This window comes from Priestia sp. TGN 0903, from assembly GCF_050846855.1.
GTDB classification, from domain to species: domain Bacteria; phylum Bacillota; class Bacilli; order Bacillales; family Bacillaceae_H; genus Priestia; species Priestia zanthoxyli.
The window spans coordinates 1,122,504-1,139,097 of record NZ_JBOZGL010000001.1; the positions used below are offsets into that span (position 1 = coordinate 1,122,504).

Below are 16,594 nucleotides of genomic sequence, written 5' to 3' on the forward strand. Positions count from 1 at the left end.
TTAATTTACTAGCCATACACGCATAACGGAGAACAGCTGATTTAAATCTAAAGGTTTACTGATATAATCTGAAGCTCCAGCTTCCAAGCATTTTTCACGATCGTTTTTCATCGCTTTAGCGGTTAATGCAATAATAGGCAAATCAACGAGCTTTAGCTCTCCTCTAATTTTCTGCATGGCTTCATATCCATCCATTTGCGGCATCATAATATCCATTAAAATGAGATCAAATGGTTCACTATTTTCCATCATTTCAAGACACTCTATTCCGTTATGAGCTGTCATAATGGTCATACCTTGTTTAGCTAGCGCAGTTTTTAAGGCAAAGATGTTGCGCTGGTCATCATCTACGATGAGCACTCGCTTATCTTGAAACACATTTTCACCATCTTGCAGTGAAGATTCAACTGGTTGTACAGGATGATCAATTTCAGTTATTTCTGCTTCAGGTTCAGCTTCTTCTACAGATACCGCTACTTCTTCATATGCAAAATTCACTTTTTCATAGTCAATAAGACCATTAGAGAGGCTAGGAAGGTATAGCGTAAACGTACTTCCTTTTCCTACTTCACTGCTTAGAGAAATCCAGCCGCCCAATAATTTTGCAAACTCACTGCAAATAGATAAGCCAAGTCCTGTTCCTCCGTACTTGCGGACCGTAGCTCCATCTGCCTGCTGAAACGCTTCAAAGATAAGCTGATGCTTTTCTTTTGGTATACCAATCCCTGTATCAGCTACAGCTATTTCTAGCCAGCAATCCGTATCAACTGTACGCATAGCTGTTGTAAGACGATGGTCAGCTACTCGTTGAATGGATACTGTGACAGATCCCGATTCCGTAAATTTAAATGCATTTGATAAAAGATTTTTCACAATTTGCTGGAATCTCTTTTCATCTGTGTGAATGATGTCCGGTACATCTTGTGCTTTATTAATTTTCAATTGTACGTTTTTCTGTTCAGCAACGTGGCTGAAATTACGTTCGATTTGATCTGGAAGCTCACTCATATTCATCTCAGCTAGTAAAATATCTAGTTTTCCAGACTCTACTTTTGATAAATCCAAGATATCGTTGATTAACGCGAGCAAGTCTTTTCCTGAAGAATGAATAATACGAGCGTATTCTTCTTCATCTTCAGATAGCGTTTTAGCTGCGTTTTCCTCAAGCATTTCAGACAGAATAAGAATGCTGTTAAGTGGTGTTCGAAGCTCATGCGACATATTAGCAAGAAATTCAGATTTATATTGAGAATTCAACTCCAGCTGATGCGCTTTTTCTTCTAAATCTTCTTTTGCAGCCTCTAATTCAAACGATTTTTCTTCTGCGTCTTTTGTTCTTTCTTCTAGCTGTTCATTAATCATACGCAGCTCTTCAGACTGCATTTGCAGTTCTTCTGATTGTGTTTGAAGTTCTTCAGACTGAGCTTGGAGCTCTTCTGTCATCGCCTGAGATTCTTTTAATAGACGAGCAATTTCCATACGTCTAATTACGCCATTGATAGTGAGACCAAACGTTTCAATCACTTGACTAATAAGTTCTTGCTCTAAAACTGTAAACTCGTGCAGCGATGCAAGCTCGATAACAGCAATTACTTCATCTTCAAACAAGACGGGTACAATAAAAATACTCTTAGGTTTTACGTCTCCTAATCCTGAAGTAATGAGCTGGTACGTGTCAGGTACATCGTTTATGACAAAGGTTCTTTTCTCTAAAGCAGCTTGTCCAATGAGCCCTTCGCCTATCAAAAAGCTCTCTCTTCCCGCGTCGCCTTTTCTATCTGCAAAAGCAGCTTGTTTGACGAATAAGTTTCCTTTATCATTTTCCTCTCGAACATAAAATGCTCCGAAAGAAGCTCCTGTCATTTCTGAAACCGTAAAGAGAAATTTTTCCGCAAGCTTGTCTACCGATGCTATGCCTTGGTACATCGTTACAGCATGAGCAATGTTCGTTTGAAGCCAGTTTCGCTCTTCAATATTTTCTAACAACGCGTTCGTGGCTAGCCCTAAATCTTTAATTTCATCATTAGATCGAACTTTAATTCTTCCTTTTAACTCGCCTTTTGAAGCCGTAATTCGTTTGATCGTTTGCGTAACTTCTTTAATCGTATTCACAATAGAATTAGACAACACAATAGCGATAGCAAGTGAAATAAGCGTAACGAATAACAGCAAACCGTAAAGTCCAATTTTAATTTTTTGATTTTTCTCGTCTAACTCTGTTGCTCTTGTTTCAGTCGATTTTTTCTCTACATTTCTAAAAGAAGTAAACTGGCTGCGTATATCGTCCATATACTGGCGCCCAGGATCTTTCTCAAAAAATTGCTGAAGCTCTTTTGTATTATTTTCTTTTTTTAATGCAATGGTCGGTTCACCAGCAGCTTCAATCCAGTCTTGAATACTTCCTTTAATCTTCTCCAGTTTCTCCTGCTGATTTGGATTATTATTTAGAAGCTGATACAGCGCATTATAATCTTTTTCCCAACTTGTTGCTGCACTGTTATAAGGTTCTAAGTAACTCGCTTCTCCTGTAATAATATAGCCTCTTTGTCCGGTTTCCATATCAAGCAGGTGCTTTTCAATTCGATTGGTCAGATCATGGACTTCAATATCATGATCAATGATAAAATTTCGCTCTTTTTGCAAAGATGAAATTTGACTGTTTAAAACAATAAATGCAATAAATAAACAGACAATAACAATTAAATATCCAATAATAATTTTGGATTTGATGCCAAACCTCATTTTCTTTTCCATAATGTTCCTACTTTCATTCTAGATATTCTTCTAGAAGCATTCGAAAAACATGTTTATTTTTGCCGCTGGACAATTTCACTTTCAGTACACACTCTCCACTCCATCTTCCTTTGCTTGATAAGGCTTCTCTCTTTTTCCTATCAAGTCAACATTCCTATTATACACTCTATTTTTGTACAGAAGAATATTTATTGTGCAAGAGGTGAAGATTAATTCCCCAATTAGAAATTGACGTTTTAAAACGCCATATAAAGATAAGCCCATGCCTGTACAGGCATGGGCTTATCTCATAATATATTTGTACACAATAAGGTAATGAAAAGTAATTTATGCTTTGGGGAATCACATAAATTATGACAACATAGGTATAAATACTTATATGCAAAATGCAAAGCATTCATTAATTGAATTGTACTTGGATAGTAGAAAACATTGCCACTTTTTTTAATTTAAATATATTTTTTAAACTTACATATCTACTTGCTGTACTTTTTATCTCGAGCTCTTTAACATTGCCAAAATCTCTGCGGAGCTCGCAACTCTTTTATTTTGAAGCGTTTCAGCAAGATGTGATACTTTATAAAGTGTTTCCATGCTTTCAATCGGATATTTCCCAGCTGCTGTTTCAGCAGAAAGCATCACTGCATTCGTGCCGTCCAGTACTGCCTGAAACACATCCGTCACCTCGGCTCTTGTAGGAATTGCGCTGCTCACCATTGATTGAAGCATTTGTGTCGCGGTGATCACATATTTATCGTGCAAGCTGCATTCATGAATTAATATTTTTTGGAGCAAAGGAATCCATTCATACGGTAGCTCTACCCCTAAATCTCCTCGTGCAATCATAATTCCATCGCCTTCTTCACATATTTGCTTGAAATTTTCTATAGCTTCCATTGTTTCCACTTTCGCAATCAGCTTTGGTGCATTTAGATGTTTTAAATGGATAAAATCTTTAATGTCTTTTAAATGTTCAGGGGTTCTTACGAACGAACAAGCAAGAAAATCTACTTTTTCTTTCAATAAGAATACGATGTCTTTTTTGTCTTTTTCAGTAATGGCCGGCAAACCGACGCGAGCACCTGGCAAATTCACGCCTTTATGAGACGAAATAGATCCGCCCTTTTTTACCTTTGTGACAAGTGTATCTTCTTCTACTCCTTCAACAGCCAGTTCTACTTGACCGTCATTGATTAAGATTTTGCTTCCTGTTTGAACATCCTTCACGATACCCTTATAGTCAACGCTGGCTCCTTTTTCATTTCCTGACATCTGCTCTGTATATAAAATAAAAGATGCGCCTTCTTTTAACACTATTTCTTTTGACTTTATCACTCCAAGTCTAATTTTAGGACCTTGTAAATCTCCTAAAATTTGAATAGAGGAATTTAAAGATCTTAACGTATCTATAATTGTTTTATGACTTTCATGCGACCCATGAGATAAATTCAGCCGAGCAATTGTCATTCCTTTTTCCAACAGTCTCTCTAGTACATCTTTCTTATTACTAACAGGTCCGATTGTACAGATTCTATCGATTGCCACTGCCTTTCACCATCCTTTTAATGTAGGATGCCCATTTCCATAAAAGAGATAAGCTTTATACAAAAATAGGTATATCACCACAAAAAAATGCCTCTTAGTCAATAACTTGCCTAAGAGACAGCCTTTTTATTACTTTACCCAGCTTTCCGTCACTTTCTTATTTTTAGAAATCCAGTTTTTCACGCCTTTTGTTTCGTCTTTTGCACTGTTAATTTCTGATTCTAATGATGCCAATTGATCAGCGCTAATCGAAAAATCTTTAAGCCACTTTGCTGCTTCTGGATAATCTTCCTTAAAAGCTTTTTTACTGATTGACTGTATTTTCTCAGGTCCAGTTGGATTCATCGTATTTTTGGGATCTTTTAAGTATCTGAGATTATACTTTTCAAAAGCCCAGTGCGGGCGCCATAACGTAACAACAATAGGTTCTTTATTAGCAATGGCTTTATCCAATTCCGATAGCATCGCAGCTGTACTGCTCTCTACTAAATTCCAGTCTGTTAACCCATAGCTGGGCATGGCATGGTCTTTCGTAAGACCATTGATTCCAGATCCCGGTTCAATGCTAATAATCTTTCCGTTAAACTCTTCTTTCTTATTTTTTAAATCACCTATCGACTGCGCGTCTACATAGTCGGGAACGGCTAATCCGCTGTCTGCTTGATCGTACCAAGTGCCGAGAACGTCTACTTGTTTTCCGAATCTTTTCATGTAAGAACTATGGGTAGTAGGCATCCATACATCCAAAAATAAATCAATATTTCCTTGAGCAACTCCTGAGAAAAGCGGGGCTACGTCACTTTGAACTGCTTTAACTTTATAGCCTTTTTCCTCTAATAATTCCTTCCATAAAAACGTAACGGCTACGGCTTCGTCCCATGGTATGTACCCAATTGTAATTTCTTTTTTAGTCGTCGTGCCGCTTGCCGTATTGCTATTTCCGCATGCAGAGACAAGCAGCATGACGACGATTGTTAGCATAATAAAAGAAATTTTTTTTGAATGTTTCATCTAATCCCACCTTTATCCATTTTATTTGCTTGATTGAATATCTTGGCTTTTTCGAGTAGAAAGATGCGTTAAACGATCTAAGATAACGGCAATAATAACAACCGCAATCCCACCGATAAACCCTAAGCCTACATCCAGCATACTGATGCTTCGTAATACCTCTGCACCTAGGCCTCCCGCACCGACCATGGAAGAAATAACAACCATCGAAAGTGATAGCATAATAACTTGGTTTACACCCGACATAATCATAGGCAAAGCGAGCGGCAGCTGGACTTTAATTAATTTTTGCCATTCTGTCGCTCCAAAAGCTTCCGCTGCTTCTAAAGTGGTGTGCGGAACTTGCTGAAGCCCAAGCAGCGTCAGACGAACGGCAGGCGGCATTGCGAAAATAAACGTAGCAATAAGAGCTGTAACATTCCCTAATCCAAATAAAAGTACGGAAGGAATTAAGTAAACAAAAGCAGGCATCGTTTGCATAATATCAAGAATAGGCTTTATGACTGCCCCCACTTTGTTAAAGCGGTGTGATAATATGCCTAAAGGAACGCCGAATAAAAGTGAGATAATCGTAGAAGCTAAAACGAGAGATAAGGTCAGCATTGATGCTTCCCATAAATCCAAGCTAATAATAAGAAGTAACCCAAAACACGTAAATGCAGCTATCTTCCAATCTGTCAACCATAGCGCTAATAGAACAAAAACAAGGACAGTTACTAGCGGAGGAGAGGCTGTCAATGCCCATTCAAGGCTGCTGATTAAACTGGTCATTATCTGGTTGATTCCAGTAAATACACCTGAAAAACTATCAATCATGTAATCAACAAATGAATTTGCCCATTTATCTAAAGGAATACGAGGAATCATCGCAGCATTCACCATCATATTTATCGAACCTCCACTTGATATGATTTAACTTCTTGCTGCTCGGTCACTGCAATACGTTCAGTGAGATTTGCAATAAGAGTACTCGGGGAAATCATACCTTGTAGGCGATGATGATTATCAACAATGACTACAGGCGAATGACTGTCTGTAAATAGAGGAATCATTTCTTGTAAAGACATATCAGGATTGACGCAATGCGGCTGTGTCAATGCTTTTCCTTTTAAATCATGCTTATGAGCTTCAATAAGCTCCATCACTGTATAGATGCTCATCATACCTAATAAGCGGTCAGAACTATCAAGAACAAAAATCGTAGATAAATGACTGGTTCTCATTCTTCTTAATATAACTTGTGGTGATTCATACTCATAGGCAGCCGTTTCTACCGGAATAACAGCGTCTTTAGCAAGGCGGATTTTGCCGTAATTAACGTCTTGAACAAGCAGTTTTACATAATCGGTTGCGGGTTGACTTAAAATATCTTCAGCCGTTCCAAGCTGTACAATCTCTCCGTCTTTCATTACGGCAGCCCGGTGCCCTAAAGTTAATGCTTCATCTAGATCATGCGTTACAAAGATAACTGTTTTTTGTACTTCTCCTTGAATATCAAGAAATAGCTTTTGCATATCTCTTCGAATAAGAGGATCTAACGCCGAAAAAGGCTCATCCATCAGCAAAATCTCTTGTTCAGAAGCAAGGGCTCTCGCTAATCCAACCCGCTGCTGCATACCTCCTGATAATTCATAAATTCTTTTATAAGCTTGTCCATTTAACCCCACCATTTCAAGCGCCTCTTTCCCTCGCTTTTCCCTTTCGCTTGCTGATACGCCTTGAATTTCTAGACCGAACGTAATGTTGTCAATTACGGTGCGGTTTGGAAGAAGGCCTACATTTTGGAATACCATTCCAATTTTATTTCTTCGTACTTGCTGAAGCTGTCTTTTTGGCATATGAGAAATATCTGTATTTTCTAGATATACCGTCCCTTCTGTTGGTTCTATAAGTCCGTTCAAACATCGAAGTAAAGTAGATTTACCGCTTCCTGATAATCCAATTAACACAAAGGTTTCTCCCTTTTTCACTTCGAAATGAGAATTGTAAATAGCAACGGTTGTCTTAGTAGCTTGTTCGACTTCATATTTACTTTGTCCAGACTCTCTCAGCTTAAGAGCCTGTTCTTTTTGACGGCCAAACACTTTTGAAACATCGGTAACGCGGATAATGGGTTCTGTTAGTTTAGAGCTTGTACTCAATTTATTTCCCCCTTATTTTTAAAGTAGATTGTTAGAGATGGTCTGGCACACCGAGATAATGTGCCAGACCGCTTCTATTTACTATTCGACCTTCATACCGATTGCTTCTAATACATAATTGTAAAAATGCGAAACGTGCTGTTCGATAGGTACTAAAATCCCTCCTTCTTTATAAGATTTTGAGCTCATATTTTCTTGACACCACTCACACGCTTCAAAATCTTGTAAATTAACGCGGTGAAATAATTCCACGGCATCTTTTGGGTCAAAATCAGGCTTAGCCATTTCTTCCGGGTCGAATAACCATTCGCAAATTACTTTGGACTTTTCTGCACTGATTGGAATAATACGATGAATAATAACGTGATCCGGTGTTAAGTTGATAAATACAAGCGGCAGAACGGTAATGCCAAAATACGTGCGGTCATCTTCAGGAAGCAACCCTTTTAACATAGGACGGCTTCCTTTCCCGCTAATTGAAAAACCTTCTAACTCATTGCCAAACTTAGCTCCACCCCCTACTGAATTTTGAGTGCCGACTCCCGAACGAAATTCAGGGAGCGTTGCCGTAAGTTCAGGGTGAATAGAGGAACAGTGATAACACTCTTGAAAGTTTTCTACAATAAGCTTCCAGTTTGCCTCGACTTCGTACTCTTCACGATGAGCGGATTTTAAATTTTGAATTTCATACCTAGCAAACGTATAAAGCTCTCCAAAACGATCAAAAATTTGTGCATCTAGCTGATATTCAACAGATATCGGATTGTCTGATAAATTAACCCAAACCATGCCGTGCCACACTTCAATGTGAACGGATGTTAGTCCGTAACTTTCGTTATGCACGAGTTCTTCTCGACAGTGGCTTGTGTTAGGAACACCTACTAAATCACCATCTAAGCTATAGCTCCACGAATGATACGGACAGCGAATGACCCCTGCTTTACCGGATGCTTGGCTGCACAGCTTAGCTCCTCGATGCCGACATACGTTTAAAAATCCTCGCAGTATATGGTCTTTTCCTCTAGTAATTAAAATATTTTCGCCTTCAACTCTCGTCGTAATATATTGTCCTGGTTCTGCTATTTCGTATTCAAATGCAACTAAACTCCATGATTTAGAAAATATATGATCTTTTTCTAACTTAAAAATGTCCGAAGATGTATACAGCTCTCCTTTCAACGTGGGCTCAAGTCTCCCATTATCATTTACTAAACCATGTTCCATAACCATCTGCTATTCCTCCTTCGCTTCTTTAGAAACATTTAAATAGAACCATTCGCAAGAGCTGACGACGATTTATACTATTTTGTTCGCCGCAAATCGCTGCGGAGCAAACAAATCAATTGGGTGATTGGTTTTTCCCTCTGTCACTAAATCTGCTAAAATCTCTCCTACTACGCTTGCAAACTTAAAACCATGTCCGGAAAATCCCGCTGCAATTGCTACTTGAGGATATTCAGGATGCAGCGAAATGACAAAATGTTCATCTGGTGTATTGGTATACATGCACGTTTTCCCTTGTAAAAACCGACCGTTGAGCTGCGGAAGACCTTGAGCTAGATAGTGCCGCATCATGTTCACTTCATCTTCATATATATTTCGATCAATCGTTTCCGGCGTACACGCCGTTCCTTTTCGGAAAAACGCCACTTTTGCTCCTTCAGCCTTTAATCCAAAAGAAGGGAAACCATACAACTGTACATAATCATCTGCTTCCCAAATATAAATCGGCTGTTTTCCCACTGAAAAAACGTCTATTCCTTGTGTTGGTTCAAAAAACATTTGCACATGACGCTCTACTTGTAAGCTAACACCTAATTCCCGTAATAAATCGGGTGCCCAGGCGCCTGCAGAAATAATGATTTTTCCAGCTTCATATATTCCATTAGCTGTTACAACACGCACGCCTTCACCAGAAGGATGGGCTTCCCACGACACCACTTCTTCAAAAAAATGAAGCTCAGCTCCGTATTTTTCTGCTTGAAGAAGGTGAGTATATACGCTTGCTTCCGGCCTAACGAATCCAGCTTTTTCTTCATATAGAGCAACCGTAGCAGGTGAAGGTGTAAATACCGGAAACCGTTTGTAAATATCCTTTGCTTCTAGAATCTCATACGCAAGATTCCACTGTTTAGAGCTTTCGATGCTTCCAGAAACCGTCAAGCTTTCAGGAGGTCCCATCATAAGTCCACCGGTAACCGTAAAAATTTCTTGACCGCTTTCTCTTTCAATTTCATTCCACAATTCGTAGGCGCGAAGCAACAATGGAACATAAGCAGGGTCTTCAAAATACGACTGCCGAATAATTCTAGAACCGCCGTGACTCGATCCTAGATCATGAGCAGGACCGTATTGTTCTAACCCCAATACCCGCTGCCCTTTTTTGGCGAGCTGATAAGCAGCCGTACTCCCCATAGCTCCTAATCCGATAATAATGACATCATAATGTGTTGACATCTGCATTCCTCCTGCCTTTCGATTGATCAATTAAACTACCGCTGGGGAGTGTGTCATCATTGCTGCTTTATAACGCTGACCAAAGTATTCAACTTCTAAAACCATTTCTTCATTTACAGCTTGAGATAATAAGGTGTGTACAATTCCTTTGCCTAAGCTGTATGAATAGCCAGCACTTGTCACAAATCCGAGGGCCGTTTCTCCATAAAAGACCGGTTCATATCCCATTACTATCACTGAAGGATCATCTAATATGAGCGTCGCTAATACTGTTTCAGAATCTTTTCGCTGACGATCAAGCAATGCCTCTTTTCCAATAAAAACTGGTTTTGTTAAATCAACCATTTCATGAAGGTCGACTTCATATGGATGATGTTCGCTCCAAAAGTCTTTCCCGCTTTTTAACGAAAAAGATTCAATTCGAAGGTTTTCAAGAGCTCGGTCTCCCCCAGCAATCAGCTGATAAGGCTGTCCTTCTTCCATTAATAAATCCCATAAATTCAGACCTTGATCGGAAGTCGTAATTAATTCCCATCTCTCCATTCCCCCGCAGGAATCACGCAGAGCAAGGACTGAAACATTTTCGATAAACAGCGTTTTCGCTTGCCCTTCAATCCAAGTGTTGCCAAGGTCTGAGCGTTGAACCATGGACTTCATTACTCCTGTAGCTTTAGGGCCAATTAATGCTAAACTGCATGTCCCTGACGTTACATCTTGAAAAACAACTTGATCGCTGTGTGGCACGTGTTTTTGAATCCAGCTTGCTTCTACAGCTCCCGTACAAACAATCAAGAAAGTGGATATATTTTTGCGAATAACCGTTATTTGATCTTTTATGCCGCCTCGCTCATGCAACATACACGTGCGTATGCTTTGACCTACTGCAATGTCTATATTTCCTGTCGTTAGCTTCTGTAAAAACTGGAGAGCTCCTTCTCCTTTAATTTCTAACCTTTTCTTTGCTGCCGTTGTATCGTAAAGAGCTGCGTGCTGACGAGTATGCAAATGTTCAGCTTCAATAATTGGTGACCAATATTCAGCAGCCCATCCATTTCTTATTACCATCATCTTTTCATAAGTAGATATAAGCGGATAGTTAGCTTCATACCACTGTGGCTGCTCCCATCCTGCTTTTTCATTAAAATAAGCTTTCAGTTCTTGTTGACGCATATAAAATGGACTCACGCGCATGTTTCGCGATACTTTTCGCTGCATAAATGGATGGTGAATACTATAAACCTCTTCATACTCTTCAATAGACCGCTGTTTGTAATAAGCAGGGCTGCATGCATACGTATCGAAACGATTAATGTCGCATAGCTCTAAATCCACAGTCGGCGCACCATTCATCATCCATTCAGCCATTTGTTTTGCGACACCTGCAGAGTGCGTTACCCATATAGCTTCTGCTACCCAAAATCCCTGTACCGTTTGTGATTCACCAAGCAGCGGCATACCATCGGGCGTGAATGAAAAAATGCCGTTCATTCCTTTTTTTATTCCCGTTTGTTTTAATGTCGGAATTAACTCTATTGAATCTTCCCACGGTTTTTCAAAATCTTTTGGTGTAAAAGGTTTAACAGAAGGCATTTCTTTTGTTTCTCCGTATTTTGTAATATCACTGAGTTCAACTGGAAACGGCTCATGCTGATATGATCCAATCCCAAGCCCTTTTTCTACTTGACGAAAATAAATTGAATTATCTTGATCTCGAATAAGAGGAGTGGCGGCTTCTTCCGTTTCTCCGTTCAACTCAAGTAAATCATTTGTAAACACATATTGATGAGCCATTGGCTGAAGAGGGATCGTTACACCGACCATTTCTCCGATGCGAGGTCCCCAAAATCCAGCACAGCATACGATTAAATCTGCTTCGAATTTCCCGACACTTGTGTACACTGCTTTTACTTGACCCTTTGTCACTTCAATATCCGTCACTTCTGTATGACCGTAAAACTCTACTCCGCACTCTTTAGAAAAACGAGTCATTTTATCAACGGCATGCAAAGGTTTAGCAATACCGTCTGACGGAACATAGAGACCTCCGCAAATACGATCAGGACAAATCAACGAATTTTTTTCCGCGCATTCCTGCGGTGAAAGAAGAAAAGCTTCGATTCCCCATGAGCTGGCAACACCAGCCTTTCTCTTTAGATCTTCTAATCGCTCTGGTGTACGGGCAACTTCTAAACTGCCGACAGGATAAAACGAGCGCTGTTCATCTGTACTCAACTCTTTAAAGGTCTCGACTGTTTGAGAAGCTAGTGTTGTCAGGATTTTTGAAAAGCTAAGCTGAAATACAAGCCCCGGAGCGTGAGAAGTAGATCCTCCTGTTTCTAGCAAAGGGCCTTGCTCAATCACTGTTATGTTTCGTTGCCCCATTTTACTTAAATAGTAGGCAATGCTGCACCCGACAATTCCAGCTCCTATCACTACTATCCTCTTATGTTCCATCACTTTATATCTCCCTCCTTTTTTGGTTTGAAGATGTTAAATATTGTCGATAGTTAATTATATTTTTAATATTCATAATTTTCAAAGTATTTTGTCAAAAAGTGTGACATAGATTTTTTTCCCTTTCTTCCGCTAATGTTCGGATAACGCTTTCTTAACTTTAAAATCCCAGAAAAATCGCCGTTTTTTTCTTTCGAATAACGAATTTTAAAGAAACTATCTATCTGTCAAAATGACACTTATCAATGAATGGTTATACCAAAAATGGCGGAAAGAAGATAGCTAAAATAACTTAGCTATCTTCTTTTTAAACCATTTACCGATTAATTAATTTTGAAGGCTTAAATACTTTTGCTTATTTTTAGACCAAAGTTGCTTGTTTGACTACTTTTTTCATTTCTTCTGCAACGTTTCTTTTGTCTTTTTCACTTGTAATCCCCCCTCCTACAATCACAAGATCCGGCTGTGACTGCACGACTTCAGGAAGTGTATTCAGTTTAATACCTCCTGCCACCGCTGTTTTTGCATTTTTCACAACTCGTTTAATCGTTTGAAGCTGCTCGAACGGGGTTTCTCCTTCAGCTTGAAGATCATACCCTGTGTGTACACAAATATAGTCAACACCGAGTGCATCGACTTCTTTTGCACGTTGTTCAAGGTTTTTTACATTAATCATATCGACAAGAATTTGTGTTCCTTGTTTTTTGGCCTCTTCTACAGCGCCTTTTATAGTCGAATCGTTAGTAGCGCCAAGTATGGTAATAATACTAGCACCCGCTTCAGAAGCTTTCATGACTTCATAAGCACCTGCATCCATAATTTTCAAATCAGCTAATACCTTTAAAGACGGAAATGCTTCCTTGATTTCTTTGACTGCTTTTAGCCCTTCGTTAATCACAACCGGAGTACCAATTTCTACAATATCGATATACTCTTGAACCTCCTGCACTACTTCTTTTGCCTCTGAAATATTTACAAGATCCAATGCTAATTGAAGTTCCATACCTGCTTCACTCCTTCATTAAATGGGGTTGCCTAGCATGAATTCATTGTAAAACCGTTACTTTTTAAAAAAAAGTAGGCACTTTTAAAACATATAGTCACTAAAAATATACTATGGATGCTTCGGTGTATCTTATCACTTGTATTTATTTTAGAAAATTCTGAATAATAAAGGCGTTTTTGTAACCTTCTCAAGAAAAGATTTTATCCCATATGTGTGGAGTTATTCATTTCAGGTTCTATAAAGGTTTCCATATAATTTTTTCCCCACTCGTCCATGCTTTCAAGAATGGGCATCAAGCTTCTCCCGTGCTCAGTCAAGGAATATTCAACTTTTGGAGGTACAACCGGATAGACTTTTCGGTGAACGATTTGATCTTCTTCTAATTCTCGCAGCTGACTTACTAACATTCGCTGAGTAATTCCCGGCATCATAGATTTTAACTCACCAAATCGCTTTGTTCCTTCTTTTCCTAGATGCCACATAATCAACATTTTCCACTTGCCTCCAATAATCGTCAACGTTAATTCCTTTTCACAGTTAAACGTTTTGCTAAAAAGTCTGCTCAATCCTTTTTCCTCCCTTTTTATGCGTAATAGTATAGTTTTAGACACTATATGAAAATAAAGTGTCTACTTATAAAGGAAAATTGTACCTTCTATACTGTAATCTGTAAAGATGGTAAAAGACTATATTCACTGCAATAGACCGTTAAAATAAAGGAGGAGATCAATTGGACAGCGTAGCTCGTTCACGTGATAATTGTCTCAAGTCTCATTTACCACAAGCGTTAGAAGTGGATTCCATGACCTTTATCTTATTTGGAGCAACAGGAGATTTAGCTAAAAGAAAAATTTTTCCTGCGTTATATAATTTATTTTTAGATAAAAAGCTGCCTTCTTCCTTTTCTATTATTGGTACGGGTAGAAGCAACTGGTCTAATGATGCCTTTCAAATATATGTAGGAGAATCCGTAAAGACTTTTTCAAGGCGCTTTAGCCAAGGTGAATCCAAGATAAAAGAATTTCTTAAGACAGTTCGCTATCATAAAATGGATGTTACCAACAGTGATGGATATGACCAGTTGCTGCATGCTATTCAAGAAGGTGAAGCAGAATTAAATATTCCTGAAAATCGTCTTTTCTATTTATCAGTGGCTCCTGAATTTGTAGACGTTATTGCTTCAAATATAAATAGCGGCGGATTAGGATCTACAAAAGGCTGGAAACGTCTTATTATCGAAAAGCCTTTCGGACACGATTTACAATCTGCTCAAGTGTTAAATCAAAAGCTTACTGAAACGTTCAATGAAGAAGAGATTTATCGTATCGACCACTATCTGGGAAAACCAATGATTCAAAATTTGGAGGCTCTAGCAGCTGCAAACCCTATTTTACAAGCACTATGGAATCATCACTACGTTGCAAATGTCCAAATTACAGCTAGTGAAACAGTTGGTGTAGAAGAAAGAGCGCCTTACTATGATCAGTCCGGTGCAATTAGGGATATGTTCCAAAACCATATGCTTCAAATGCTTATGATGACTGCCATGCAGCTGCCAAAGACACTTAACATCGCAAAGACTCGCCAACAAAAGATAAAAATTATGAAAAGCCTTCGCCCTCTACAAAAAGAGGTTATCCATTCGAACGTCATAAGAGGTCAATACAAAGCGGGAAAAATCCAAAATTGTTCCGTTATAGGATATAAAGAAGAGCCCGGCATCAATGCTGCTTCCGTCAATGACACATTTATAGCAGTCCGGGTATGGATTGATCATGAGCTTTGGAAAGGAGTGCCTTTCTATCTTCGCACGGGAAAAAGAATGAGTAAAAAATGCACGCGTATCGTCATTGAATTTAAACATCCTTTAAAGGAGGTTTATACAGCCGATGAAATCATTCCTAACCTTTTAGTTGTCGAAATCAGCCCAAATGAAGGTATTTCGCTGCAATTAAACAGCAAAAATCCTTTGAATGGCAATAAAATCGAACCTATTTTTATCAATTTCTCCACAAATCAAAAAGAAGTACCAGAAGCTTATGAACTGCTGTTATTTGATGCTCTACAGGGAGACTCCACGTTTTTTGCTCATTGGGAAGAAGTTGAATTATCTTGGAAATGGGTGCAGCCTATTTTAGAAGCTTTTAACAATGAGGACTTTCCTCTTCATTTTTACTCTGCTGGTACAATGGGACCAACAGCTTCAAAGCATTTGTTAGAAGAAGATGGGTTTAAGTGGTGGTAGTTTTATAATTACCCTAGATTATTTCTAATCTATAAAAAGAGATTGAGACATAACTAAAACAATGGAAAGATCCGAATGATACGTTGTTCGGACCTTCCTTTAACTAAAACATTCATGTTCCATCCTCTTTTTGTACATGTTTCAAATAACTTCACCTGGCTAAATCTATGACACTTAAAAAATTAAATCTTCGTATCTTCTTTATTTAATATCAGCCATTTGATTTTTCGATCTCGCTCTTTTCTTTCTTGTTCATCAACCAACTCATATTTCTTCAGCAAATGAAACATCTCGTTTAATGTTGTTTGCGAAGGGTTTCGCACGAGAAACTCATGAAATAATGAACGAATATCTTCTGGCAGCCACTGTGACTGCGAATTAAACTTCTGATGTACATCTTCTACCGAGTGGTCTAAATTACATTTACCCATACCTTTTCCTCCTCTTTTATGTAACTGTTTTGCATTTTTTAGTCTTCTTGGCGTTTAAACGTATTTGGCATAACAACTGCCACAACTTCTCCGGTCGCAACAATAATGTCATTCGCGTATACTTCTGTTTTAACTCTCCATTTCTTCGGGTGAATTTCTTCAACGGTTCCTATCGCTTTTAGTACTTCACCCTGTGGCGTTGGTTTTTTAAAATCTACGTGGAGAGAACCGGTAACAAACCGCGGCGGCTCTGCTGAATCTCCTATTTCGCAGCCATTTTTACGGTATAGAGCAAGAGATGCAGAGCCTGTTCCATGACAATCAATCAGTGATGCAAGAAGTCCGCCATATACAAATCCTGGTATAGCTGTATGTTCAGGCTTAGGTGTATAAAGGGTAATTGTTTTTTCTCCTAGCCATCCTGTCCGAAAATGATAGCCGTCTTGATTTAATCGGCCGCAGCCGTAACACCATGCAAAATCATCCGGATATTCGTCTTGAATCGCTTTTACTACTTTTTCCATGGTTCACCACTCCTTTTTTCGGAATA

13 protein-coding genes are annotated in these 16,594 nt (G+C 38.8%); 1 reads left to right on the top strand and 12 read right to left on the bottom strand.

Going from position 1 to position 16,594, the window contains the following annotated elements; translation table 11 throughout:
* From ACRPLY_RS05760 to ACRPLY_RS05805, 10 genes are all read right to left on the bottom strand, one after another.
* Nucleotides 1-2,754, bottom strand: a complete 2,754-nt coding sequence (locus tag ACRPLY_RS05760; protein ID WP_432231655.1) for a CHASE3 domain-containing protein — start codon at nt 2,752-2,754, stop codon at nt 1-3.
* A 492-nt stretch (nt 2,755-3,246) separates the two neighbouring features.
* A complete protein-coding gene (locus ACRPLY_RS05765) occupies nt 3,247-4,299 on the bottom strand; it encodes a pyruvate kinase (RefSeq protein WP_047751329.1) in 1,053 nt (350 codons plus the stop codon).
* A 129-nt stretch (nt 4,300-4,428) separates the two neighbouring features.
* Nucleotides 4,429-5,310: a glycine betaine ABC transporter substrate-binding protein gene (locus ACRPLY_RS05770; protein ID WP_098113427.1), complete on the bottom strand. Its 882-nt coding sequence runs from the start codon at nt 5,308-5,310 to the stop codon at nt 4,429-4,431.
* A gap of 21 nt (nt 5,311-5,331) precedes the next feature.
* Nucleotides 5,332-6,195 (bottom strand): ABC transporter permease, encoded by an 864-nt coding sequence (locus tag ACRPLY_RS05775; protein WP_028413966.1) that lies wholly within the window; start codon nt 6,193-6,195, stop codon nt 5,332-5,334.
* A 2-nt stretch (nt 6,196-6,197) separates the two neighbouring features.
* On the bottom strand, nt 6,198-7,451 hold the full coding sequence (locus ACRPLY_RS05780) for a quaternary amine ABC transporter ATP-binding protein (RefSeq protein ID WP_432231656.1): 1,254 nt from the start codon (nt 7,449-7,451) through the stop codon (nt 6,198-6,200).
* Between the two features lie 81 nt (nt 7,452-7,532).
* Nucleotides 7,533-8,681, bottom strand: coding sequence for an aromatic ring-hydroxylating oxygenase subunit alpha (locus ACRPLY_RS05785; RefSeq protein WP_047751332.1), 1,149 nt, complete (start codon nt 8,679-8,681; stop codon nt 7,533-7,535).
* Nucleotides 8,682-8,747: 66 nt separating this feature from the next.
* A complete protein-coding gene (solA, locus tag ACRPLY_RS05790; RefSeq protein ID WP_098113429.1) occupies nt 8,748-9,908 on the bottom strand; it encodes an N-methyl-L-tryptophan oxidase in 1,161 nt (386 codons plus the stop codon).
* 30 nt (nt 9,909-9,938) lie between these two features.
* Nucleotides 9,939-12,362, bottom strand: coding sequence for a GcvT family protein (locus ACRPLY_RS05795; RefSeq protein WP_432231688.1), 2,424 nt, complete (start codon nt 12,360-12,362; stop codon nt 9,939-9,941).
* 361 nt (nt 12,363-12,723) lie between these two features.
* Nucleotides 12,724-13,365: a 3-hexulose-6-phosphate synthase gene (gene hxlA / locus ACRPLY_RS05800; RefSeq protein ID WP_034266616.1), complete on the bottom strand. Its 642-nt coding sequence runs from the start codon at nt 13,363-13,365 to the stop codon at nt 12,724-12,726.
* 203 nt (nt 13,366-13,568) lie between these two features.
* On the bottom strand, nt 13,569-13,934 hold the full coding sequence (locus ACRPLY_RS05805) for a winged helix-turn-helix transcriptional regulator (RefSeq protein WP_014460848.1): 366 nt from the start codon (nt 13,932-13,934) through the stop codon (nt 13,569-13,571).
* A gap of 164 nt (nt 13,935-14,098) precedes the next feature.
* Between ACRPLY_RS05805 and zwf the strand changes: the two genes are divergently transcribed.
* The gene (gene zwf, locus ACRPLY_RS05810) at nt 14,099-15,613 is read left to right on the top strand and encodes a glucose-6-phosphate dehydrogenase (protein ID WP_432231657.1); all 1,515 of its coding nucleotides are present in this window, start codon (nt 14,099-14,101) and stop codon (nt 15,611-15,613) included.
* Nucleotides 15,614-15,795: 182 nt separating this feature from the next.
* Here zwf and ACRPLY_RS05815 read toward each other — a convergent pair whose 3' ends face one another.
* Together ACRPLY_RS05815 and ACRPLY_RS05820 are read right to left on the bottom strand one after the other, a co-directional pair.
* Nucleotides 15,796-16,044, bottom strand: a complete 249-nt coding sequence (locus ACRPLY_RS05815; RefSeq protein WP_432231658.1) for a hypothetical protein — start codon at nt 16,042-16,044, stop codon at nt 15,796-15,798.
* 38 nt (nt 16,045-16,082) lie between these two features.
* On the bottom strand, nt 16,083-16,568 hold the full coding sequence (locus ACRPLY_RS05820) for a PaaI family thioesterase (RefSeq protein WP_098113433.1): 486 nt from the start codon (nt 16,566-16,568) through the stop codon (nt 16,083-16,085).
* Nucleotides 16,569-16,594 lie beyond the last annotated feature (26 nt).

Bases quoted from the DNA above. Each gene is read 5' to 3' on its own strand.
- ACRPLY_RS05760 (WP_432231655.1), bottom strand. From the start codon at position 2,754: ATGGAAAAGAAAATGAGGTTTGGCATCAAATCCAAAATTATTATTGGA.
- ACRPLY_RS05770 (WP_098113427.1), bottom strand. From the start codon at position 5,310: ATGAAACATTCAAAAAAAATTTCTTTTATTATGCTAACAATCGTCGTC.
- ACRPLY_RS05775 (WP_028413966.1), bottom strand. From the start codon at position 6,195: ATGATGGTGAATGCTGCGATGATTCCTCGTATTCCTTTAGATAAATGG.
- ACRPLY_RS05785 (WP_047751332.1), bottom strand. From the start codon at position 8,681: ATGGTTATGGAACATGGTTTAGTAAATGATAATGGGAGACTTGAGCCC.
- solA (WP_098113429.1), bottom strand. From the start codon at position 9,908: ATGTCAACACATTATGATGTCATTATTATCGGATTAGGAGCTATGGGG.
- ACRPLY_RS05795 (WP_432231688.1), bottom strand. From the start codon at position 12,362: ATGGAACATAAGAGGATAGTAGTGATAGGAGCTGGAATTGTCGGGTGC.
- hxlA (WP_034266616.1), bottom strand. From the start codon at position 13,365: ATGGAACTTCAATTAGCATTGGATCTTGTAAATATTTCAGAGGCAAAA.
- ACRPLY_RS05815 (WP_432231658.1), bottom strand. From the start codon at position 16,044: ATGGGTAAATGTAATTTAGACCACTCGGTAGAAGATGTACATCAGAAG.
- ACRPLY_RS05820 (WP_098113433.1), bottom strand. From the start codon at position 16,568: ATGGAAAAAGTAGTAAAAGCGATTCAAGACGAATATCCGGATGATTTT.